Here is a 20,882-nt window from a genome sequence, read left to right on the forward strand (position 1 = left end):
GGGCGGGACGGGCTGGCATCATCGCGGACCGCGCCCCGCAGATCTGGTCCGTCGACGCCGATCGGCACGAGTTGCACCCGGGCATCCTGCCGGCCGGCTGGCGCTGGGCGCCGTGGATCGTGGTCGTGCGCCGGGATCGCTTCATCCGTACCGTCGCGTCCTCGGCGCGGAGCGTGTGGCGGCTTCCGGTGACGGTCACGCCGCCCGGCACGCCGGAAGGGGACATGCCCGCGATCCGGCTGCTGGAGAGCCGGCCGGACGGCGGCATCCTGGTCGAGGCTGAGGGCCGCCGGCGATGGCTGGCTCCCGGGCAATCCTGGGCGGTGGCTGTCGTGGAGGGCCGGCCTGCCGCGTGGTCGGACGCGGGTGACGCGGCTTGGCGCGAGGCCGTCGAGGAAGCCCTGGCACATGGCCGGTACGTCGCCGTTTGGCGCGTCACGCACTACGGCACGTGGCCGCGGGCGTCGCTGGCGGGAGGTGCGGGCCGGTGAAGCGCAGCGCGCGAACGCGCATCGCCTGCTGGTTCGTCGCGCTGGCGGTCGCTTGCGCGATGGTCCCGGGCGCCGGCGTCGCGAGCGCGGCCGGCGACGGGCCGCTCCTGCCGGTCGTGCTGGTCCACGGGTTCACGTCCGGCCCGGAGGTTTGGGAGGCGGGGCGCGACGGCGGCCTTTACGCGGACCTGATCCGCCACGGCTACCGTCCGGGCGTCACCCTGTTCCGGCTGGACTACGCGAACGACGCGGACGCGGACCCGTGGAGCCTCGCGGGTCGCCTCGGCCAGCTCGTCGACGAAGCGGCTCGTCACAGTCCGGACGGTCGGGTCGATATCGTCAGTTTCTCGTCGGGCTCGCTCGTCGCCAGGGAGTACGTCGAGCGGCTGGCGCCGGCGCAGCGCGTGCGCACCCTGGTCATGATCGCGCCGCCGAACCGGGGCAGCTTCGCCGCGGACTCGCTGCGCGTCGCGCTGTTCAGCGGCGCCCTGGCCGCCGGCGTTTCGAAGAGCCTGGCCCAGGCGCTGGCCGGCGCCGTCTCCGGCGCCCAGCCCGACCTGATCGCGGCGGTGGAACGCGCGCCCGGCGAATCGGAGGTCGACCACGTGCGGTACCTCGCGACGCACGTGTGGATTCCCGAGATGGCGTGGTTCGTCGTGCAGGAGCGGCTGCTTCCGGAAGAGGAGAGGCCGCTTTCGCAGCTGCCGTTTGCCGAGTGGATGCGCAAGGAGCGCGGCGAGGTGTGGCGCGCGCTGTTTGCCGCACAGGGCGCGGGTCGCCGGGACGGGTCGGCCTGGCAAGGGCTCAGCGAAGCCTACGAGCTTGCGCTGGCCTTCGAGGTCGCCGATCAAGCGGTCAGCCTGGCGCAAGGGCTCGCGGAGGCTCGCCCCGCGCTGCCGGATCCCCTCGGCCTCGGCGCCGCCGCGGCGACCGGCCTGGCCGGCGGCGACTGGCGCACCGCGGCCTGGCGTGCCGTGGTGGCCTGGCTTCAGGACTGGGCCGTGCGGGCGGGGCGGGCCCTGTGGAAGCCGGCTCTGACGGCCGGCGCCCGGTGGGCGGGCGCCGCCGCCGCGGAGAAGGCGTGGGGCGTGGCGGCCGGCAGCCCCGTCCTCGCGCGCATGGTCACCGAGGAGGTCCCGTTGCCGGGGGCGGGCGACGCGCCCGGGGAGCGCGTCGCGGCGAACGTGGCGCTGGCCGCCGCCAACGCGGACGCGGCGCGGATCGCGCCGGGCCGGGCGACGCGCTACGTCGTCATCGCGGGACAGACGTGGAATCTGTGGGGACGCTTCGCGCGCGTCGGCGCCAACGACGGGTTCGTGGAGACGTCGGCCACGCGGGTCCCGGCCGGGCCTCTGGACGTGCGGCGGGTCGTGGGCGGGGCGTGGTCGGCGGTCCACGTCGCCCTGCCCGGCGCGCGGGCGGTGCGAGAAGCGGTGCTTGAGAGCCTCGACCCGTTCCGCGGCGCTCGCGCCCTGGCTCCGGGACGGAGCGAGCGGATCGCGCTGTCCGACAGCCGGCCGGCGCTCCTGCGCGTCGGCTCGGGCCATGTGAGCGCGGAAGCGTCCGCTCCGGCCGGCTGGCACCCGGTCCTGGCCTGGGTGGCGCTGGACGGAAAGACGGTGCGCCCGTTGCCGCTGTCCGAGGGTCGCTGGGACGGCTTCCTACCGGCGGGGTACCTCGCGGCGAGGCTGCAGCCGGACGACGGTGCTTCCGAAGCCAGGAGCGGGCTCGGGCAGCTGCGCGTCGCGTGGGACGCCGGTGCCGCCGCCGGCAGCCCGGGCGCCGGCGGCACCGGCGCGAGCGACACCGCCGCGCCCGAACCAGGGGAGGAGCGGGGGAAGGACGCGGCTTCGGAGGGTGCGCCGCCTGAGGGTTCGTCCCCGCGGGGAGACCCGGCGCGGAGCGAGGCCGGCCCGGATGGCGCCCTGTCGCCGGAGCCTGACGCCAGTGGCGGCGTGCCGTCCGAGGATCTCCCGCTGATCCAAGTCGTCCTGCACAGCCGCCTGACGACGGACAAGAAGCCCCGCGTCACGCGGCACGCGAGGTGGACGTGGTCGTTCGGCGACGGCCAGACGGCCGTGGACGACGACGCGAGCCACGTCGTCGCGGACGTGGAACACGTCTTCGCCGCGCCGGGGACCTACCGGATCACGGCCCGCAGCCTCGCCGAAGACGGGCGCGTCATCCGGGAACTGACCTGGACGCAGCACGTCGAGCGGCCCGGCGAGACGCACGAGTTCCACGCCGAGACGATCCGCCCGCCGGACGTCGCGCTTCGCCTGGAGGGTCCGCAGGCGTGGATCGTGGGCCGCCCGGCGACGTTCCAGGTGCGCTGGGCCGTCCAGGGCGGCGGACCGATCGAGAGCGTGGAGGCGCGGGCGTACCCCGGGGAACGCTTCCGGGTGCAGTGGGCGCGGCCGGGCAACCGGTTCTCCGTGCGCGCGGCCGTCACCCTGAAGATCCGGTACCGGTTTCCGGATGGTCACACCTTCACGGCGTACGACACGCATGTGACGGAGACGTTCGTCGATGTCTACGCCACATCGGTTGTCCGTTGATGAATGCGTGACGTTGCAAGGAATGGCGTTTTTGACACCCCTTGGCGGCGAAGTCTATAATGATGCGGAAATGCGGGGCAACGGGGGCCTACCCGCGCGGTGGGCCTTTTTCTATGGTGCGTGTCGAAAAGGGGGATCTCCGTGGCGATACGGCGTCCTAAGATTTCCATTCTCGGCGCCGGCATGACAGGTTCGACGACCGCACACTGGTGCGCCGCCAAGGAACTCGGGGACATCGTGCTCTTTGACATCGTCGAGGGCATGCCCCAGGGCAAGGCGCTCGACCTGTTCGAAGCCGGCCCCATCGAAGGCTTCGACGTCACCGTGCGCGGCACGAACGATCTGCGCGACACCGCCGGTTCCGACCTCGTCATCATCTGCGCCGGCATGCCGCGCAAGCCCGGCATGAGCCGCGCCGACCTGCTTTCCGCGAACTACAGGATCATCAAGGACCTGGTCGAACGCAGCCTGGAAGTGTCGCCGGATGCGTTCTTCATCGTACTCACCAACCCCGTCGACGTGCTCACGTACGTGGTCAAGAAGATCAGCGGCCTGCCGCGCAACCGGGTCATGGGCCAGGCGGGGGTGCTGGACTCCACCCGTTACCGGACGTTCCTCGCCGAGGCGATCGGCGTCTCCGTCAAGGACGTGCACGCCATGGTGCTCGGCGGCCACGGTGACGCCATGGTTCCGCTGGTGCCGTACGCGAACGTCAACGGCATTCCCATCACCCACTTCCTGTCCAAGGAGCAGATCGACACCATCGTGGAGCGCACGCGCAAGGGCGGCGGCGAGATCGTCAACCTGCTGAAGACCGGCAGCGCGTACTACGCGCCCGGCGCGGCGCTCGCCGAGATGGCGGAGGCGATCCTGAAGGACCAGAAGCGCGTGCTCGCCGTGACGACGTACCTCGAAGGCGAGTACGGCCTGCGCGACCTCTGCGTGGGCGTTCCGGTGGTGCTCGGCGGCGGCGGGATCGAGCGCGTGATCGAACTCGACCTCTCTGAAGAGGACCGCCGCGCGCTGCAGGTGTCGGTCGACGAGGTCCGCGCACAGATCGCGGAACTGCCCGAAACGCTGTAGTTCCTAAGGGGATGACGGAGTGGCCCTCTCGAAAGACGAAGCGGAAGGGTTGCGCCAGAGGGCGCTCGAGTTCCACCGCCGCCTGAGGGGCAAGATCGAGGTCGTCAGCAAGGTGCCGCTGCGCGACCGCGCCGACCTCACCCTTGCGTACACGCCTGGCGTGGCGGAGCCGTGCCGGGAAATCCACCGGGACCAGGATCTCGCGTACGACTACACGGCCAAGAACAACCTCGTCGCCGTCGTCACCGACGGCACCGCCGTCCTCGGCCTGGGCGACATCGGCCCGGCCGCGGCCCTGCCCGTCATGGAGGGCAAGGCGGTGCTCTTCAAGATGTTCGCGGGTGTCGACGCCGTGCCCATCTGCCTCGCCACGAAAGACGTCGACCGCGTCGTGGAGACGGTCAAGATGATCGAGCCGGCGTTCGGCGGCGTGAACCTCGAGGACATTTCCGCGCCGCGCTGCTTCGTCATCGAAAGCCGCCTCAAGCGTGAGACGTCGATCCCCATCTTCCACGACGACCAGCACGGGACGGCGATCGTCGCCGGCGCGGCGCTCATCAACGCGCTGAAGGTCGTCGAGAAGGACATCGACGAGGTCCGGGTCGTGATCAACGGCGCCGGCGCGGCGGGCATCGCCATCACGTATCTCCTTTTGGATCTCGGCGTGCGGGACATCATCCTCTGCGACCGGGCGGGCGCGATCTACGAGGGCCGGGAGCAGGACATGAACCCGTACAAGGCGGAGGTCGCGAAGGTCACGAACCCCGGCCGCGTCAAGGGTTCCGTGCACGACGCCCTCCGCGGCGCCGACGTCTTCATGGGCGTGTCGGCGCCAGGGACGCTGACCGGGGACGACGTGCGCGCGATGGCGCGCGATCCGATCATCATGGCGATGGCCAATCCGACCCCGGAGATCGACCCGGCAGAGGCGCTCGCGGCGGGAGCGCGGGTGGTCGCGACCGGCCGCAGCGACTATCCCAACCAGATCAACAACGTCCTCGCCTTCCCGGGGGTCTTCCGCGGCGCGCTGGACGTGCGCTCGCGGGAGATCACGCGCGGCATGGAGCTGGCGGCGGCGCACGCCATCGCGGCGCTCGTCAAGCCGGCGGAGCTGCGGCCGGAAGTCATCATCCCCAGCCCCTGGAATCCGGACGTGGCGCCGAGCGTCGCGGCGGCCGTCGCGCAGGCCGCCGTGCAGGAGGGCGTGGCGCGCATCGCGGTGCCGCCGGAGGAAGTGGCCGCGAACACGCGCAGGCTCGTCGCCCGCGCGGTCCAAGTCGTTCAAGGAAACGGGGTGGAGTAGTTTCATGAAGTTCTACGAGTACATGGCCAAGGACGTGCTGCGGCGCCACGGCATCCCCACGCCGCCCGGCCGCCTGGCCACCACGCCGGAGGAAGCCGAGGCCGCGGCACGGGAGATCGGGCCCGTCGCCGTCAAGGCCCAGGTGCTCGTCGGCGGGCGCGGCAAGGCAGGCGGCATCAAGCTCGCGCAGACCCCCGAGGAAGCGCGTGAGGCGGCCAAGGCCATCCTGGGCATGGACCTGAAGGGCTACACGGTCGAGAAGGTCTACTGCGAGGGCAAGCTCGACATCGACAAGGAACTGTACCTCGGCATCACGGTCGACGCCGGCGCGAAGCGGCCGCTCGTGATCGCGTCGGCCTCCGGCGGCATGGACATCGAAGAGGTGCCCGAGAAGGCGATCGTGCGTATGCACGTGCCGGTGCCGTGGGGCCTCTCGCCGTACATGGGCCGGCAATTGGCCCGGCGCCTCGGCCTCACGGGCAGCCTGGCCGGGCAGTTCGCGGACATCCTCAGCAAGCTCTGGGACGTGTTCAAGGCCTACGACGCCGAGCTCGTGGAGATCAACCCGCTCGCCGTCGTCGGCGACCGCATCATCGCCGCCGATGCGCGCTTGAACGTCGACGACGATGCCCTCTACCGCCACCCGGACCTGCCGCGCGTGAGCGAGGCGACGGAGCTTGAGAAGAAGGTGCGCGAGCTGGGCCTCGCCTTCGTGCAGCTCGACGGCGACATCGGCATCATGGCGAACGGCGCCGGCATCAACATGGCCACGCTGGACGCCGTCAAGCACTTCGGCGGGGAGCCGATGAACTTCCTCGACGCCGGCGGCGGCTCGGCCGCCGAGCCGACCGCGAAAGCGCTTGAGCTTCTCGTGGACAAGAAGCCGAAGGCGATCCTCATCAACATCTTCGGCGGCATCACCCGCTGCGACGAGGTCGCGAAGGCGATCATCCGCGTCAAGCAGGAGAAGGGCATCCCGATGCCGATGGTCGTCCGCCTGGTCGGCACCAACGAAGAGCTGGGGCGCGCCATGCTGAAGGAGCAGGGCATCGAGGCCTTCCGGTCGATGGCGGAAGCGGCCGAGAAGGTCGTCGAGCTGGCCCGCGGGGGAGCGAACGGCTGATGGCGATTCTCATCGACGAGAAGACGAAGGTCCTCGTCCAGGGCATCACGGGCAAGCAGGGGCGTTTCCACACGCAGCAGATGCTGGCGTTCGGCACGCGCATCGTGGCCGGCACCGGGCCGGGCCGGGAAGGCGAAGAGGTCGAGGGGGTGCCGGTGTACGACACCGTCGAGGCCGCGGTGGAGCGCCACGGCGCGAACGCTTCCGTCCTGTTCGTGCCGGCGCCGTTCGCCAAGGACGCCGCCTTTGAGGCCATCGCCGCCGGGTTGTCGCCCGTCGTGATCATCGCCGAGCACGTGCCGCTGCACGACGCCATGGAGATCATGGCCTTCGCCCGGGAGAAGAACGCCGTCGTCATCGGCCCGAACACATACGGCATCTGCACGCCTGGAAAGTGCAAGATGGGCATTCCGCCGAACACGGTGTTCACGCCGGGCCCCGTCGGCGTCGTGGCGCGCAGCGGCACGCTCAGCTACGAGATCGTGGCCAGCCTGAGCGCAGCCGGGCTCGGCCAGACGACGGTCGTCGGCATGGGCGGGGACCGCGTCGTGGGCGTGAGCTTCGTCGACATCCTCAAGCGCTTCGAGAAGGATCCGGAAACGCGCGCCGTGGTGCTGGTGGGCGAGATCGGCGGCACGGCCGAGGAAGAGGCGGCCGAGTTCATCAAGCAGATGACGAAGCCGGTCGTCGCGTACATCGCCGGTCGCAGCGCCCCGCCCGGAAAGCGCATGGGTCACGCCGGCGCGATCATCGAGCGCGGCCGGGGCACGTTCGGAAGCAAGGTCAAGGCGCTGCAGGAGGGCGGTGCCCAGGTGGCGAGCATGCCCTGGGAAGTGCCCGACCTGGTCAAGCGCGCGCTCGCTTAGGAGGGCCCGTGAACCCGGACTCCACCCTCGGCATGCGCGGCGTCACGCGGTGGCTTGGCCGTCGCCCCGTCCTGCGGGACGTCTCCCTTGATCTGCCGCGGGGCGCGGGTGTGGCGCTGGGCGGGCCGAACGGGTCCGGCAAAACGACGATCTGGCGCATTCTTGCGGGTCTGCTGCGGCCGCAGGCCGGCTGCGTCACCTGGGAGGGGCGGCCGGTCACGGCCGACGACTGGCCTGCCCTCCGCATGCGCATCGGGGTCGTGGGCCACGTCCTGATGGCGCAGCCGTCGCTGACGGGGTGGGAGAGCCTCGCGTTCTTCGGTCGCCTTCACGGCTTGCCGAGGCCGCGCCAGACGGCGGCTGCGTGGCTCGAGCGCGTCGGCCTGACGGACGTGGCGGCCGCGCCGCTCGCATCGTACTCGCGCGGCCAGCGCCAGCGCTGGGCCATCGCCCGCGCCTGGCAGCACGAGCCGGACGTGCTGTTGCTGGACGAGCCGTTCGCGGGCCTGGACTCCGACGGCATCTCGTTGCTGACGGAGTTGCTCGAGGCGCATCACCGCCGCGGCGGCGCGAGCCTCCTGATCGACCATGACTGGGCGCGCGCGTGCCGGCTGGCGCGGGAACGACGGGTGCTCGCTGCCGGCAGGCTGTTGGCCGCGGAACGCCCGGCGCCGGGATCCGGCGAAGCGGCGGGATCGCCGTGAGGCGCCCGATCCCGTGGTGGGCGCAGGTGGCGGCCGTCTTTGCGCGGGAATGGCGCGCCGAACTCGGCCGGCCGGACATGTTCGTCTCGTTCCTGGTCTACGGCCTTCTCCTGGTCCTGACGTTCACCCTGGCTGTGAACCCTCTCGCCGTCGACGTGCGTCCGGTCGCGGCCGGGCTCCTCTGGATCGGGTTCTTCTTTGCGGCGCTCGCCGGATTTCAGCGGTCCTTCGCGAGGGAGGCGGAAGAGGCGGCATGGGCCGGGCTGCGGGTCGCCCCGCTCGACCCGGCCGCCTTCTTCTACGGAAAGTTCCTCTTTGGCTTGGCTCTTCTGTGCGCGACCGAGCTCGTCATCACGCCAGCGTTCCTCAGCCTGGCCAACGTTCGGACGATCGCGTCCCACGCGGGCCTCGCCGGGGCGCTGGCGCTGGGGACCCTGGGACTCGCCGCGGTGGCGGCGCTCGTCGCGGCCGTGGCCGGCGCCGTCAGGTCCGGCGAGGCGCTGTTGCCGCTGCTGGGCCTGCCCCTGTTCGCGCCGTTGGCCCTGGGCGCCGTCCGCCTCACGGACGCCGCCCTCACCGGCGCGGCGGTGCCGGCGGGCCTTTGGCTGCGCGTTCTCGGCGCGTACGATATGATCTTTCTTGTCCTGCCCTTGGTGGTGTTTCCCTACATCATCGAGGAGTGAGCCGCCGGGCCGGGTGCGGCGCGGGGCCGTTCGGAGCCGGCGCGGGCCGGCAGGACCGGCAGAGGAGGGGCGCGCGATGAAGCTGGTGGCGTGGTCGGCGTACGTCCTGGTCGCGGTCGCCCTGTGGCTGGCGTTCGTCTTCGCCCCACCGGAGGCCATCATGGGCGAGGTCGTGCGGCTCCTGTACTTCCACGTGGGCAGCGCGTGGAACGCGTTCCTCGCCTTCGGCGTCGTGCTCGTCGGCAGCGTCGCCTTCCTCCGCACGCGGGCGCCGCGCTGGGACCGCCTGGCCGCGGCGTCGGCCGAAATCGGCGTCGTCTTCACCACGGTCACGCTGCTCTCCGGGATGTTCTGGGCCCGTGCCGTCTGGAACACCTGGTGGCGCTGGGAACCGCGCCTGACGACCACCGCCCTCCTCTGGTTCATCTACGTCGCGTACCTCCTGCTCCGCACGAGCGTCGAGGACCCCGAGCGGCGGGGCACGCTCGCGGCGGTCGTCGGCATCGCCGGATTCCTTGACGTGCCTCTTGTGTACCTGTCGACCCACTGGTGGGGCGGGTTTCACCCGAGCGCGGTGGAGATGAGCGGATCGATGGTCCTCGCTCTCGTGGGGAGCGTCTTCGCCTTCACGGCCCTGTATGCCGAACTGTTGTGGGTCGCGGTCTCCACGCGCTCGCTGGAGGACCGCCTGGCGCGCCTTCGCGCGCGCGCGGAACCGTAGCGGGAACCGCGGGCCGGTTGCCCTCGAAGCGGAACCGGGAACGGAAGGAGGCGGCAGCGCACAAATGATTTACCTGTTCCTGGGTTACACTGTCATTTGGACCGCAATCTTCTTGTACATCCTCTCGCTGCACCGCCGGCTGGACGCGGTGCGCCGGGAAGTCCAAGCCTTCGCGGAGCGGGGCGTGGGGGACTCGACCCGGTGAGCGGGAACCGGCCGGTGAATGGTTGACGCGCGATTTTTTGGCTTTTATGGTACTGTTTGGGTTTCTGCAAGGCAGCTGACAACGTCGCACGCGTTCTTGGCGTTCTTGGGAGGTGCTGGGGTGGCAGAGCATCGGCACACGGGCGCAGACGGCCCGGGAGAGTGGCCGGAGGGCGACACGCCGCAGGAAATCAGCCGCCGTCGCTTCATGACCATGGCCATCGGCTTCGTCGGCGGCCTCTTGGCGGTGGCCTACGGGGGCCTGGGCCTGCGCTTCCTGTGGCCGACTTCCCAGAGAAGCGTTCAATGGGAAGAGGTCGGCACATCCGACGAGTTCAAGGTCGGGGACAAACCCGTTTTGAAGGTCACGCACAACCAGGGATCCGAGGGCGGCGCGTGGATCGTCCGGCTGAAGGACGAGGGCCTTGTGGCCTATGACATGCACTGCACGCACCTGCAGTGCCCGTTCACCTGGGCGGGCAACAGCTTCGCCTGTCCCTGCCACGGCAGCCAGTTCGACATCCACGGCAACGTCATCCACCCGCCGGCCCCCCGCCCGTTGCGCCGGCGCGCCATCAAGGAAGAGAACGGCAAGGTCTACGTAGGGGGCATCATCTCGTGAGCATGCTGCAGCGCGCCTGGCGCTGGGTGGACGAGCGCCTCCACATCGAGGACGACGTCAACGAGGCGATGTACCACCCGATTCCGCGCGGCGAGAGTTACGCGGACTTCCTTGGGTTCGCCGCCGTCTTCGTGTTCATCAACCAGTTCATCACGGGCATTCTCCTGGCCACGTCCTACGCGCCGAGCACGGCCCTGCAGGACGGGCTTCCCTACGCGTACTGGAGCGTCAAGCACATCATGTCGACGCCGTGGGGCCACTACCTGCGCAGCCTGCACTACTGGGGCGCGAGCTTCATGGTCGTCGTCGTGTTCCTGCACATGCTGCGCGTCTTCTACATCGGCGCGTACAAGAAGCCGCGTGAGATCATCTGGATGATCGGCACGCTGCTCTTCGTGACCGTGCTCGGCTTCGCGTTCACCGGCTACCTCCTGCCGTGGGACCAGGAGGCGTACTGGGCCACGATGGTCGGCACGGCGATGGCGGGGTACGCCCCGTGGATCGGCGACTGGATCACGAGCATCCTGCGTGGCGGCCTGTTCCTTTCGGGCGCCACGGTGAGCCGCTTCTTCGCGATCCACGTGCTGGTGCTGCCCATCACGCTCATCCTTCTCCTCGCCCTCCACATCGGGCTGGTGTTCAAGCTCGGAGTCACGGAGGCGGAGAAGAAGCTGCCGAAGGATTATCACCAGAAGCACGTCAAGGGCCGGCGCGACATCCCGCCCGGGATGGTGCCCTTCTTCCCGTACGGCGTCTTCGGGATGACGATGACCGTCGCCCTGACCGCGCTGCTGCTGTTCGTCGTGGCGTACTTCTACATGCCTGGCCTCACCAGCCCGGCGGACCCGCTGAACCGCGAGGGCTACGAGCCGAAGCCGCCGTGGTACTTCATGTTCCTGTACCAGTTCCTCAAGTTCGTCCCGGGCTACTACTGGGCGGACGTGTTCGCGATCATCGTCGTGCCGCTCATCGCGATCGCGGCGATGTTCTTCCTGCCGCTGTACGACAAGAACCCGTACCGCTCGCCGGCGCGGCGGCCGGTCGGCCTCGCGACCATGGCCTCGGTGGTCGTGGTCGTCGTCGGCCTGACGTACATCGGCATGTCGAGCACGGTGAAGGCGCCGGAGAACGCGACGGTCGTCGAGAACGCCAAGTGGAGCGACGTGTCGGCGATCTTCTCGAACTACTGCGCGTCGTGCCACATCGCCTCGACGTCCGGCGGACTGAGCCTTGCGTCGTACGAAAGCACGATGAAGGGCGGCGACGCCGGACCGGTGGTGGTGCCGGGGAAGCCGGAGGAGAGCCTGCTCTGGCTCGTGATCAACGGCAAGCCGAACCAGGCGAACATCCCGCCCATGCCGCTCGGCCAGCAGCCGATCCCGGCCAACGCCATCAAGACGATCGAAAACTGGATCAAGAACGGCGCGCCGAAATAGGCGGCGAGCCGCGCGAACATCGCGAACATGAGGAGGGGAGCCGTCCAGGCTCCCCTCCTTTTGTCCTGTTGTGTCTGGACGCCGGAGCGCGACCGGTGCGGCTCCCGCCGCGGACACGGCCGTCAGAACGGGGGGGCGCGGCCACGCAAGGGGGAGACTGAGGCGGCCTCAGCGGCTGGAGGCCGGTTCGTACTTGGACGGGCACTTGACGGTGACGTCCGTCGCCTGGAGCGTGCCGTTGCGCACCTTCCCCGACGCGACGGCCTCCATGCCGTCCTTGAACACGTCCGGCTTGACCCCGCGGTACACGACGGGCAAGGTGACGCCGTTCCATTCGAGCGTGAAACGAAGTTCGGGCAAGGCCGGGCGCCAGTCGATGGACCCGGGGACGATCCGGCCGTGCACCTGCATGAACCGGCCGGCTTGGACGTCCGACAGGCGCGCGACCTGATCGACGTTGTAGTAGTACTCGGCCGCGTTCACCACCGTGGTGTACGCCAGAAAGCCGATGGCGGCGATGACGATGCCGAAGACGATCACGTTGCGCGTTCGACGACGCACGAGGTTCCCCCTCCGCCGCGTGAAGCGACATCACTACCGACGATACCGCATGTTCCGGCGCCAGAAAACGCGTCGCCCTAGCCGCCGGCGCCGGCTTCGGCGGCCGAGGCGCGGACGTCCAGCAACGCCATCAGTTCAGGCAGGCTCCGCTTCGCCGCCGCCCGTCCGATCTCGATGAGATCGGGAATGCGATGGAAGTCGGTCAGGTCCACGCGACCGATCTCCGGGCGGATGACGAGGTCGGCGTACAGCCTCAGCTGCAGGTCGCACAGGCGGCGCGTGGCGACGTCCAGCGTGCGGTTCAGCACGCGCGCGATGCCGCGGACCTCTTGCGGTTGGTCGTTGTCGTGGCCCAGGTCCACCGCGACGACGACGTCCGCCCCGGCGAGCCGCGCCGCGTGAACGGGCACCGGGCTCACGACGGCGCCGTCGACCAGCATGCGCCCGCCGATCCGCTTCGGCGCGTACAGCCACGGAATCGAGGCGCTCGCCCGCACGGCTGCGGCCATGTCGCGGACGGGCAGCGACACCACGGCGGGCGGAGGGGAGACGGGCAACACACGAGCGCTCCCCAGCAGCACCTGCGCACCGCTCTGCAAGTCCGCCGCCACGGCGATGGCCGCCCTGGACAGCCGGTCGGGATCGCGCTCCGGGAGGCGCTCGCGAATCCACTCCTCCAGCCGCAATCCCGGCGCGATGCCGTTCGGGGTCGGCTTGAGGAGGCGGCTCTGAACGCCCAGCGCCTCGAACATCGTCCGCGTGCCGATGTACGCGAGCGACAGCGCGTTCTGGCGCGCGTCAAAGAGGATTTCCGTGGACAATTCCGCCGCGTGGCGGGCCATGTCCGCGGACCTGGCCCCTCCCGCGGCCATCGCCGCCACAAGGCTGCCGACGCTCGTCCCCGTGTAGATGTCCGGCTCCAGCCCAGCTTCCTCCAGCACGGAGAGCACGCCGATGTGCGCCGCACCCTTCAGGGCTCCGCCACCCAGCGCCAGTGCCCAGCGCATCCGCCATCCTCCCCCTTTGCTGCGCTCCGCGAGGCGACCCGCCGCCGCGCCGGGCCAGGGTCTCGACGCCGCGACGCGCGTTCGCCGCCCCTCCGGCAGGGAACGGGGGCGCCGTCCCGAATGGGCTAATGCATGACCGTTCTCGACTTCGACCGGCGGGTTCCGCCCACAGGTGGCTTCGCCGCCGCGATCCGGCAAGGTCTGGAGCTCGCCGGCCTGATCCTAGTGGCGGCCGCCCTGGTGGCCGGCCCGCTCGAGTATCCATACCTCTACTATCACCAATATTGGTACGTGGCGAGCGAGGCCGGAGCCCTTCTCGCAGGCGCCGTCGCATGGCTCCACATTCTCGCCGGTCGGGACGAGCGCTCGCCGGAGTGGGCGTGGCCCTCGGCGAGGCCCACCTGGCTTCCGGCGGGAACACTCTTGGGGTACGCGGCCTACGCCGCGTGGGCCTTCGCGAACTCTTTTCGCGGGCTCTGGCCGGCGAAGGCGTGGAGCGAATGGGCGTTCATCGTCGCCTCCGGGTTCGCCGCGCTGGCGGCGTACCGGTTTTCGCGCCGCGCGGGGACGTTTCGCTGGTCGCTCGCCCTGGCGATGGGCGGCCCGGTCGCCGTCGCCTGGATCGGCCTGCGGCAGTATGTTTCCCTGCACGACTGGTCCACCCAGGACGTGACGCGGATCTGGTCGACGACCGGCAACGCGAACACGCTTTCCGGCTACCTGGTGGCCTCGCTGCCGGTCGCCGTCGCCCTCGCGAGCGCGCGAAGCGGCTGGCGCCGCCTCGTGTGGTCGGCCGTGTCCCTGCTCCTCGCGACGGCCATCCTGCTCTCCTACACGCGCGGCGGATGGTACGCCGCGCTCCTCGCGCTCGTCGCGCTCGCGCTCATGGTCGACCGGCGCGTCCTCGCCTGTCTCGTCCTGTACGTCGTCGTCGCGAATTCGATCTTTCCCGGCGTGCTCAGCCGCGCCGCCTCCGGGTTGAACCCGGAAGAGGTCGGGACCTTCCAGCAGCGCATGCAGCTCTGGGCCACGGCGTATTACATGTGGCGCGACCACCCCTGGTTCGGCGTCGGCACCGGAAATTACGTCCCGCTCACGCCGGAATACGTCGCCCGACATCCGGAGATCGACCGAGGCTTGCGCAACCGCGAGCCGCACAACTCGTACCTGAAGACGCTGGCGGAACAGGGCCTCGGGGGTCTTGTCCTGCTGCTCGGCACGCTCGTGGCCTGGTGGTGGGCGCTGGTGAAGGCGTGGCGGCGGGCCCGCCCCGGCCCGCGGAGGCACCTGCTGGCCGGGTTTGCGGCGGCCGGCCTTGCTGTCGCGGTTCACTGCCTCTCGAACAGCGTTCTGCATGACTACCGCAGCGCGCTCGGGTTCTGGCCGTACGTGGGGCTCGGCCTGCGGCTGCTCGCGGACCCGGCCGTGTTCGGAGACGAGGACCGGTGGCCGGCGTGAGCGGGCGGGAGCGGGCGCCGCATCCGCCCCCGGCGCGCGGCGAACCGCGCCCTCACCAGCGCCGCCGGACAGGATGACCTCGGCCCCAGATCTGCCAGGCCAACCCGGCAATGGCCGCGAGCAGCAGGAACACGAGCATCGTCACCTCGGCCGCCCGCCGCAGGGCGCGAAACACGAGGGCGCCGAGGTCCGGCGGGTGCCCGCCGTACCATGGAATGACGATCATCGACGAGAAATAGACTCCAACGACGGTCGCCCAGACCCAGTGCAAGACGCAGAGGACCACGACGACCGCGAGGACGATCCAGGCGACCGGCGCGGCGGGCGGCGCGTGCCGGCCCCAAGGCAGGCGCCGGTGCAAATGGCGCATCACTCAGCCTCACCTCGCTTCGAGGAGCAATGCCGGTGTATGCGCACCCTCGTTGTCTGGTTCGCCTGCCAGGGATTCACAGGCAGGCCGGCCCGTGCCTGTGGTAGTCTCGTATCGCACCGCGACCGCATCGGTGCCTCGCGTTTTGCCCCCGACCCCGCGCCCGGTTCGGCGAACTCGAAGTAGGTGATCAGCGAACATGACAAGACGGCACCGTGAGACGAAGATCGCCTGCCGCGGCGTCACGCGCGCGTTCGAGGTGGGGCTCGCGCGGCAGCCCTTCGTGGCGCTTCAGGACATCGACCTGGACATCGCCGACGGCGAGTTCGTGTGCCTGCTCGGACCCTCGGGCTGCGGCAAGTCGACGCTGCTTCAGATCATCGGCGGCCACCTGCCGCCGACCTCCGGAGAGGTGCGGATCGACGGCGTGCCCGTCCAGGGGCCGCGCGCCGACATCGGCATCGTGTTTCAGACGCTCGGGCTCTTCGCGTGGCGCACGGTGCTGGGGAACGTGGAGTTCGGACTTGAGGTGCGCGGCGTGCCCGCGGCCGAGCGGCGCGCCATTGCGGAGCACTACCTTGAGATGGTGGGGCTCGCCGAATTTCGTGACGCCTACCCCAAGCAACTGTCCGGCGGCATGCGCCAGCGCGTGGCCATCGCTCGCGCCCTGGCCAACGACCCGGCCGTGCTCCTGTTGGACGAGCCCTTTGGCGCGCTGGACGCCCAGACGCGCGAAGGCCTGCAGGCGGAGATCGCCCGCATCTGGGAAAAGACGCGCAAGACGGTCGTGTTCGTGACGCACGACATCGACGAGGCGATCTTTCTCGGCGACCGCGTCGTCGTCATGGGCACGCGGCCGGGGCGCGTCCGCGAGGAGGTCGCCATCGACCTTCCGGGCCCCCGCTGGGCGGACGAGCGCCGCTTCGCCAAGGCCTTCACGGAGTACAAGGCCCGCCTGTGGTCGCTTCTTCGCGATCAGGACCGGCGACGCCTCGCCGCGGGGGTGGGCGGAAGTGCGTGAGCCATGGAGCCAAGCGAGGACCCGCGCGCTCTTGCGCTGGCTCTCGCCGGTCCTGGTGCTGGCGCTCTGGCAGGCCTGGGGCTCGCTCGTCCACCTCGGCTGGCTGCCTCTTCCGAGCGATGTGGCCAGGGCGGCGGTCGAGCGCATCGCCGACGGCACGCTCCTCAAGGACGCCGCCATCAGCCTGCGCCGCGTCCTCATCGGTTTCGCCGCCGGCGTGGGGACCGCCGTGCCGCTGGGCGTTTGGATCGCGACGAGCCGCGTCGCGGAAGCCATCGTCGACCCGCTCGTCGAACTGGTGCGCCCGATCCCGCCGCTCGGCTGGATCCCGTTCGCCATGCTCACGTTCGGCCTGGAGGAGACGCCCAAGGAGTTCATCATCTGGCTCGGCGTCTTCTTCCCCGTGCTCCTCAACACGGCGGCCGGCGTGCGCAGCGTCGACCCGACCGCGCTGAAGGCGGCCCGCAGCCTGGGCGCCAACCGCCGGCAGATCTTCATGAAGGTCGTGCTGCCGGCGTCGCTGCCGTCGATCCTCACCGGCATGCGGGTGGGCCTGGGCGTCGGCTGGACATGCCTCGTCGCGGCGGAGCTGATCGCGGCGAAGACGGGGCTCGGCTACCTCATCATGCGGTCGTATCACTTCGTGCAGTACGACGACATGGTCCTCGGCATGGCGGCCATCGGGGCGCTCGGCGCCCTGCTGGAGCACCTGCTGCGCGTCTTGGACCAGCGGCTGACGTTCTGGGTGGAACGCGCGTGACGGCTTCGCGCCAAGCGGGCGTCCGGCGCCGCGCCGATCGAGGAAGGACAAGAGGAGGCGATGGGATGAGGAGACGACTCCGGCTCGCCGCACTGCTGGCGGTGGCGGCCCTCGCCCTGGCCGCATGCGGCGGCGGGGGCGCGGGGGGAAAGGGCGACGTCACGGTGCGCGTCGGCACCCAGCCGGGCGTGTTCGTGGCGCCGTACTTCATCGCGTCCGAACGGGGCCTGTTCCCGCCGGGGCTCAAGATCAAGGAGACGTCGTTTCTCTCCGGCCCGGACATGGTCAGCGCGCTCGTGGCGGGCCAGCTGGACGTGGGGTATCTGGGCGGAAGCCCGGCCATTCTCGCGGCCAGCCGCAACCCCGACATCGTGATCGTCGGCATCGACGACCTCTCCAACGGCGGCGAGGGCATCGTCGTCCAGCCGGACGAGGGCATCCGGACCCCTGCGGACCTCCGCGGCAAGACGATCGGCGTCGCCCTCGGTTCGACGACTCACCGCTTCCTCATCGAGCAACTGCGCCAGGCCGGGCTCGATCCGTCCAAGGACGTCGACATCCGCGACATGACGACCGACGACCAACTCGCGGCCTTCCAGGCGCACCAGGTCGACGCCGTCGCGAATTGGGAGCCGTGGAAGGGCAAGGCCGTGGCCGCGGGCGGCGTCGAGCTCGTCAACGACGCGAAGGCCACGATCCGCACGTACGACGTCATCGTGGCGAACCGCAAGTTCGCCGCGGCGCACCCGGACGCCCTCGCCCGCTTCCTCCTGGCCCACTATCAAGGCGCCGCGTTCCGCCAGCAGCATCCCGACGAGGCGGCGGACCTGGTGATCAAGCACGTCGACGTGGCGCGGGACGAGGTCCTGAAGACGTTCGCCCTCTACGAGCATCCCGACCTTGACCAGGTCCTGAGCCCGGACTACCTGGGCGGGGGGCAGGAGGGCACGGCGTACAAGAGCATCGTGTACGACGTCGGTTTCCTCGCCGAGCAGGGCGTGATCGAAACGCGACCGGACGCCGGGCGGCTCATCGACACCGAGTGGCTGCAACAAGCGGCGGAACTGGCGAAGCCGTCAACGAACTCCCAGTGAGTCGCGCAAGTCGCTGAGCGCCGCGGCCGCCTCGGCCGCCGCGCGCAGGCGCTCGGCCGCGTCGTGGCCGGTGCGGCGGGGCACGATCACCCACATGCAGCGCGCAAACGAGGGCGGGCTGGCGAGCGCGCGCGTCCCCGCGGCGCAGGCGGGCAGCGCCCACACGTGGCCGCCCGCCGTCACGACGGGCGGAGCCGCATGACCTAGCGCGCGGCGCGCCGCCGCTCCGACGAGCGGATCCAGGGCGGCGGCGACCGCGTGCACCGGCGCGTCGGGCAGCGGCCCGAGATAGACATCGGGCGGTCGCCCGGCGGCCACGGCGTCGGCGAGGCGCCGTGCGGCCGCGGTTGCGGGCCAGACCACGAGGTCGACCTTCCACCGGGGGTTGCGCCGCTGCCAGGCCGCCAGGGAGGCGCGCCAGGCCTCCACGGCGGCGTGCGCCTGCGCGTCGTCCTGCGGCCGCGCGGACCACACGATCAGGCGGGGCCTCGCGTCGTGGGCACCTGCCCGCCCGGCGCCCTCGGCCCAGGCCGGCAGGGCCGGGGAAGGCGCCGGGCCTCCTCCCGGTTCGAAGCCGAACGGCGCTGCGGGGCCGGGACCGGCCGCCCAGACGGCCAGGCCCGCGCAGACGACGACCCATGTCCACATCGTCGCGCGGCGGTGCATGGCGTCTCTCCCCACAGCACGCTATTCCGCTCTCCAAGCAATGAAGAACGGCCGTGACGGCCGTTCTTCGCGTTGCGGGGGAGGGGGGAGGGGAGAGAAAACGTTCAGCGACCGCTCTTCTTGTACGCGTCCAGGTTGACCACCCCCGGACGTTCCTCCGGGGCGAGCGCCTCCTGGATCCGCGTGAACTCGGCTGCGGCCGCGCGAAACTTTCCTTGGAAGGAGGCGAAGAGCTCGGCGAGGGCGTCCCGCCGTTCAAGCGTGTCGCGGATCTCCGTTTCAAGCTCGGCTTTGGCGGACTGCAGGGCGGTGACCTCCTGCTGGAGCGCCAGCGCCTCCGCCTCCGCGCGCTCGCGGGCTTCCTCGACCATGCGGGCCGCTTCCGCCTCCGCCTTTTCCACGATCTGGCGGGCCCGCTCCTCCGCGGCTTTCACCGATTGGCTCGCTGCCTGCCGCGCTTCCAGGATGGCGTCGGCGAGCTCCCGCTCCCTTTCCCGGTAGCGGGCGAGCTCCTGTTCCAGAGCCTGCAGGCGCCGCTGCAGATCCGGGTCTCCGCCGCGGCGGGCGTCGTCCAACTCCTGACGCGCGGCGTCCAGCTCGTGGCGGACGGATTCGACTTCCTTACGAGCCGCCTCCACCTCTTGACGGGCGGCCTCGACTTCCCGTGCCAACTCGTCCGCGCGCGCCTCCGCCGCCTCGACGCGGCGCGCCGCCTCCTGCGCTTCCGTGCGCCAGCGGCGAACCTCGTCCGTCAGGCGCTCGCTCTCTTCCTTCGCCTGCTTCCATTCCTCTTGCAACTGGTCGACATCGCGCGCGAGCTCCTCCATGAACTTGTCCACTTCCTCGGGATCGTACCCGCGGAACGTCTTGGTGAACTCGCGGTTGAGAATCGACACGGACGATATCGGCACTGTCGTCACCCCTTCCTGTCGAATGGCTTACCAGGGCATGGCCGGGCCGAGGTTGTTCGGGACGTCCGCGCTGCGTGGCGCCGACGCTCGTGCCTGGGCCGGGCCACGCCTGTCACTCTCGGCGCCGAGCGCCTGCAGCAGGGGCTCAAGCGCGCGTACGAACGGCACGGGGTTGCGCCGGCCGGCCACCGCCTGCCCGCTCTGTACGGAGGAGGCCGCCGTCGGGTCGAACGGGACCTGAACCACATTGGGCGTGGCGAGCGCCTCCACGACGGCCTTCGGCGGCAGCTTCATCTCCGGGTGCGTGCGGTTGCAGACGACGATGAACCTCTCGCGCGGCCATCCGATCTCCTCGCCGATCCGCCGCATCCACCGCGCCGCGTGGTAGAGGGCGGGGAGCTCGGCCGGGGTCACGAACACCGCGCGGGCGCAAGCGTCGAGCACGGCGAGGGTGCGCTCGTCGAACGTCGCGGGCAGATCGACGATGGTGCAGGGGAAGGTCGACTCGACGCGATCGACCCAGCCGCGCAGCGCCTCCGCGGGCGTGCTGGACCAGCTTCCCGGCTCGGCCGGGGAAGCGAACAAGTGCACGGGCACGCCGGGCACCTTCACGGCGACGTTGCGCAGGGCGTCGCTGTCGATGGCGGCGCCCAGCCGGAGGAGGTCGCCGACCGTGGCCTGCGCTTTCACCCCGGCGTACAGCGCCAGGGAGCCACTGTCGAGGTCCAGGTCGAGCAGCGCCACCTCGCGTTCGTCGCGGCGCGCGCGCAGGATGGCCAGGTTCAACGCGACGATGCTCTTGCCGGAGCCGCCCCGCGCCGAGACCACGGCGACAGGGCTCGTCTCCGCGTCCCGGACGGCCAGGAGACCGATGTCCTCCAGCGCTTGCAGCAGGGCGTGCGCGGTGAAGGGCCAGACGAGGAAGTCGCGGGCGCCGGCCGTCATGGCGCGCCGCATGACCTCGGGCTGCGCCTCCCGGCCGATCGCGATGACCGGCGTGTCCCCGAAGCCGGCGAGGCTCTCGGGGTCCGCCACCAGGTCGACGGCGATGAGGATCGCGTCGACCGGGGAGTGCGAGGCGTGCCGGGCGGCCTCCTCGGCTGAGGCGGCCATGCCCGCCAGCTCAAGCCGCGGTTCGCGGCGCATCAGGTCCGCGAGCGCCTGACGCGCGGCACCATCGGGATCCACCACGAGAAGTCGGACCGTCCGCGCCATCGCCTGTCCTCCGCCCTTTTTCCCC

The 20,882-nt window shown here is 70.6% G+C and carries 22 protein-coding genes; 16 read left to right on the forward strand and 6 right to left on the reverse strand.

The features are described from left to right. From IRZ18_00245 to IRZ18_00300, 12 genes are all read left to right on the forward strand, one after another. On the forward strand, positions 1–491 hold a 491-nt coding region (locus IRZ18_00245), incomplete at its 5' end, for a hypothetical protein (protein MBX5475541.1). Beyond that, on the forward strand, positions 488–3,049 hold the full coding sequence (locus IRZ18_00250) for a hypothetical protein (protein MBX5475542.1): 2,562 nt from the start codon (positions 488–490) through the stop codon (positions 3,047–3,049). The genes IRZ18_00245 and IRZ18_00250, both read left to right, overlap by 4 nt. A 147-nt stretch (positions 3,050–3,196) precedes the next feature. Continuing rightward, a complete protein-coding gene (gene mdh, locus IRZ18_00255) occupies positions 3,197–4,132 on the forward strand; it encodes a malate dehydrogenase (protein MBX5475543.1) in 936 nt (311 codons plus the stop codon). Between the two features lie 49 nt (positions 4,133–4,181). Beyond that, entirely contained in the window at positions 4,182–5,435 is a 1,254-nt protein-coding gene (locus IRZ18_00260) for an NAD-dependent malic enzyme (GenBank protein MBX5475544.1), read from the forward strand. Positions 5,436–5,439: 4 nt separating this feature from the next. Then, complete coding sequence (sucC, locus tag IRZ18_00265; protein MBX5475545.1) at positions 5,440–6,558, forward strand: ADP-forming succinate--CoA ligase subunit beta; 1,119 nt, start codon at positions 5,440–5,442, stop codon at positions 6,556–6,558. After that, positions 6,558–7,424, forward strand: coding sequence for a succinate--CoA ligase subunit alpha (gene sucD / locus IRZ18_00270; protein MBX5475546.1), 867 nt, complete (start codon positions 6,558–6,560; stop codon positions 7,422–7,424). Before sucC ends, sucD begins: the two co-directional genes overlap by 1 nt. Positions 7,425–7,432: 8 nt before the next feature. Continuing rightward, a complete protein-coding gene (gene ccmA / locus IRZ18_00275) occupies positions 7,433–8,128 on the forward strand; it encodes a heme ABC exporter ATP-binding protein CcmA (GenBank protein MBX5475547.1) in 696 nt (231 codons plus the stop codon). Continuing rightward, positions 8,125–8,811, forward strand: a complete 687-nt coding sequence (locus tag IRZ18_00280) for a heme exporter protein CcmB (protein ID MBX5475548.1) — start codon at positions 8,125–8,127, stop codon at positions 8,809–8,811. Before ccmA ends, IRZ18_00280 begins: the two co-directional genes overlap by 4 nt. A 76-nt stretch (positions 8,812–8,887) precedes the next feature. Next, complete coding sequence (gene ccsA / locus IRZ18_00285) at positions 8,888–9,532, forward strand: cytochrome c biogenesis protein CcsA (protein MBX5475549.1); 645 nt, start codon at positions 8,888–8,890, stop codon at positions 9,530–9,532. A 64-nt stretch (positions 9,533–9,596) separates the two neighbouring features. After that, on the forward strand, positions 9,597–9,737 hold the full coding sequence (locus tag IRZ18_00290) for a CcmD family protein (protein MBX5475550.1): 141 nt from the start codon (positions 9,597–9,599) through the stop codon (positions 9,735–9,737). A gap of 120 nt (positions 9,738–9,857) precedes the next feature. Then, entirely contained in the window at positions 9,858–10,358 is a 501-nt protein-coding gene (locus IRZ18_00295) for a Rieske (2Fe-2S) protein (GenBank protein ID MBX5475551.1), read from the forward strand. Then, the gene (locus IRZ18_00300; GenBank protein ID MBX5475552.1) at positions 10,355–11,794 is read left to right on the forward strand and encodes a cytochrome b N-terminal domain-containing protein; all 1,440 of its coding nucleotides are present in this window, start codon (positions 10,355–10,357) and stop codon (positions 11,792–11,794) included. The genes IRZ18_00295 and IRZ18_00300 overlap by 4 nt, the downstream gene beginning before the upstream one ends. Positions 11,795–11,962: 168 nt before the next feature. On the opposite strand, the gene IRZ18_00305 is transcribed toward IRZ18_00300, so the two are convergent. Both IRZ18_00305 and IRZ18_00310 read right to left on the reverse strand, forming a co-directional pair. Beyond that, positions 11,963–12,355 carry a cytochrome c maturation protein CcmE gene (locus tag IRZ18_00305; GenBank protein MBX5475553.1) on the reverse strand — a complete coding sequence of 131 codons (393 nt, stop codon included), beginning with the start codon at positions 12,353–12,355 and terminating at the stop codon, positions 11,963–11,965. A gap of 77 nt (positions 12,356–12,432) precedes the next feature. After that, positions 12,433–13,362, reverse strand: coding sequence for a patatin-like phospholipase family protein (locus IRZ18_00310; protein ID MBX5475554.1), 930 nt, complete (start codon positions 13,360–13,362; stop codon positions 12,433–12,435). A gap of 132 nt (positions 13,363–13,494) precedes the next feature. On the opposite strand from IRZ18_00310, the gene IRZ18_00315 reads away from it, so the two are divergent. Beyond that, the gene (locus IRZ18_00315; protein ID MBX5475555.1) at positions 13,495–14,820 is read left to right on the forward strand and encodes an O-antigen ligase family protein; all 1,326 of its coding nucleotides are present in this window, start codon (positions 13,495–13,497) and stop codon (positions 14,818–14,820) included. A 52-nt stretch (positions 14,821–14,872) separates the two neighbouring features. On the opposite strand, the gene IRZ18_00320 is transcribed toward IRZ18_00315, so the two are convergent. Next, positions 14,873–15,190: a hypothetical protein gene (locus tag IRZ18_00320; GenBank protein ID MBX5475556.1), complete on the reverse strand. Its 318-nt coding sequence runs from the start codon at positions 15,188–15,190 to the stop codon at positions 14,873–14,875. A 199-nt stretch (positions 15,191–15,389) separates the two neighbouring features. Here IRZ18_00320 and IRZ18_00325 point away from each other — a divergent pair, with 199 nt between their 5' ends. The 3 genes from IRZ18_00325 (at position 15,390) to IRZ18_00335 (ending at position 18,065) form a co-directional block, all read left to right on the forward strand. Beyond that, positions 15,390–16,211 (forward strand): ABC transporter ATP-binding protein, encoded by an 822-nt coding sequence (locus tag IRZ18_00325; GenBank protein ID MBX5475557.1) that lies wholly within the window; start codon positions 15,390–15,392, stop codon positions 16,209–16,211. Beyond that, entirely contained in the window at positions 16,204–16,971 is a 768-nt protein-coding gene (locus IRZ18_00330; protein MBX5475558.1) for an ABC transporter permease, read from the forward strand. The genes IRZ18_00325 and IRZ18_00330 overlap by 8 nt, the downstream gene beginning before the upstream one ends. 65 nt (positions 16,972–17,036) lie before the next feature. After that, a complete protein-coding gene (locus tag IRZ18_00335; protein MBX5475559.1) occupies positions 17,037–18,065 on the forward strand; it encodes an aliphatic sulfonate ABC transporter substrate-binding protein in 1,029 nt (342 codons plus the stop codon). Here the strand turns inward: IRZ18_00335 and IRZ18_00340 are convergent. From IRZ18_00340 to IRZ18_00350, 3 genes are all read right to left on the reverse strand, one after another. Then, positions 18,048–18,731, reverse strand: coding sequence for a hypothetical protein (locus IRZ18_00340; protein MBX5475560.1), 684 nt, complete (start codon positions 18,729–18,731; stop codon positions 18,048–18,050). The genes IRZ18_00335 and IRZ18_00340 overlap by 18 nt on opposite strands. A 104-nt stretch (positions 18,732–18,835) precedes the next feature. Next, the gene (locus tag IRZ18_00345) at positions 18,836–19,651 is read right to left on the reverse strand and encodes a DivIVA domain-containing protein (GenBank protein ID MBX5475561.1); all 816 of its coding nucleotides are present in this window, start codon (positions 19,649–19,651) and stop codon (positions 18,836–18,838) included. Positions 19,652–19,669: 18 nt separating this feature from the next. Then, entirely contained in the window at positions 19,670–20,857 is a 1,188-nt protein-coding gene (locus tag IRZ18_00350) for a P-loop NTPase (GenBank protein MBX5475562.1), read from the reverse strand. Between the last annotated feature and the right edge of the window lie 25 nt (positions 20,858–20,882).

The organism is Clostridia bacterium (assembly GCA_019683875.1).
In the GTDB taxonomy this organism is placed as follows: Bacteria; Bacillota; Sulfobacillia; order RBS10-35; family Bu92; genus Bu92.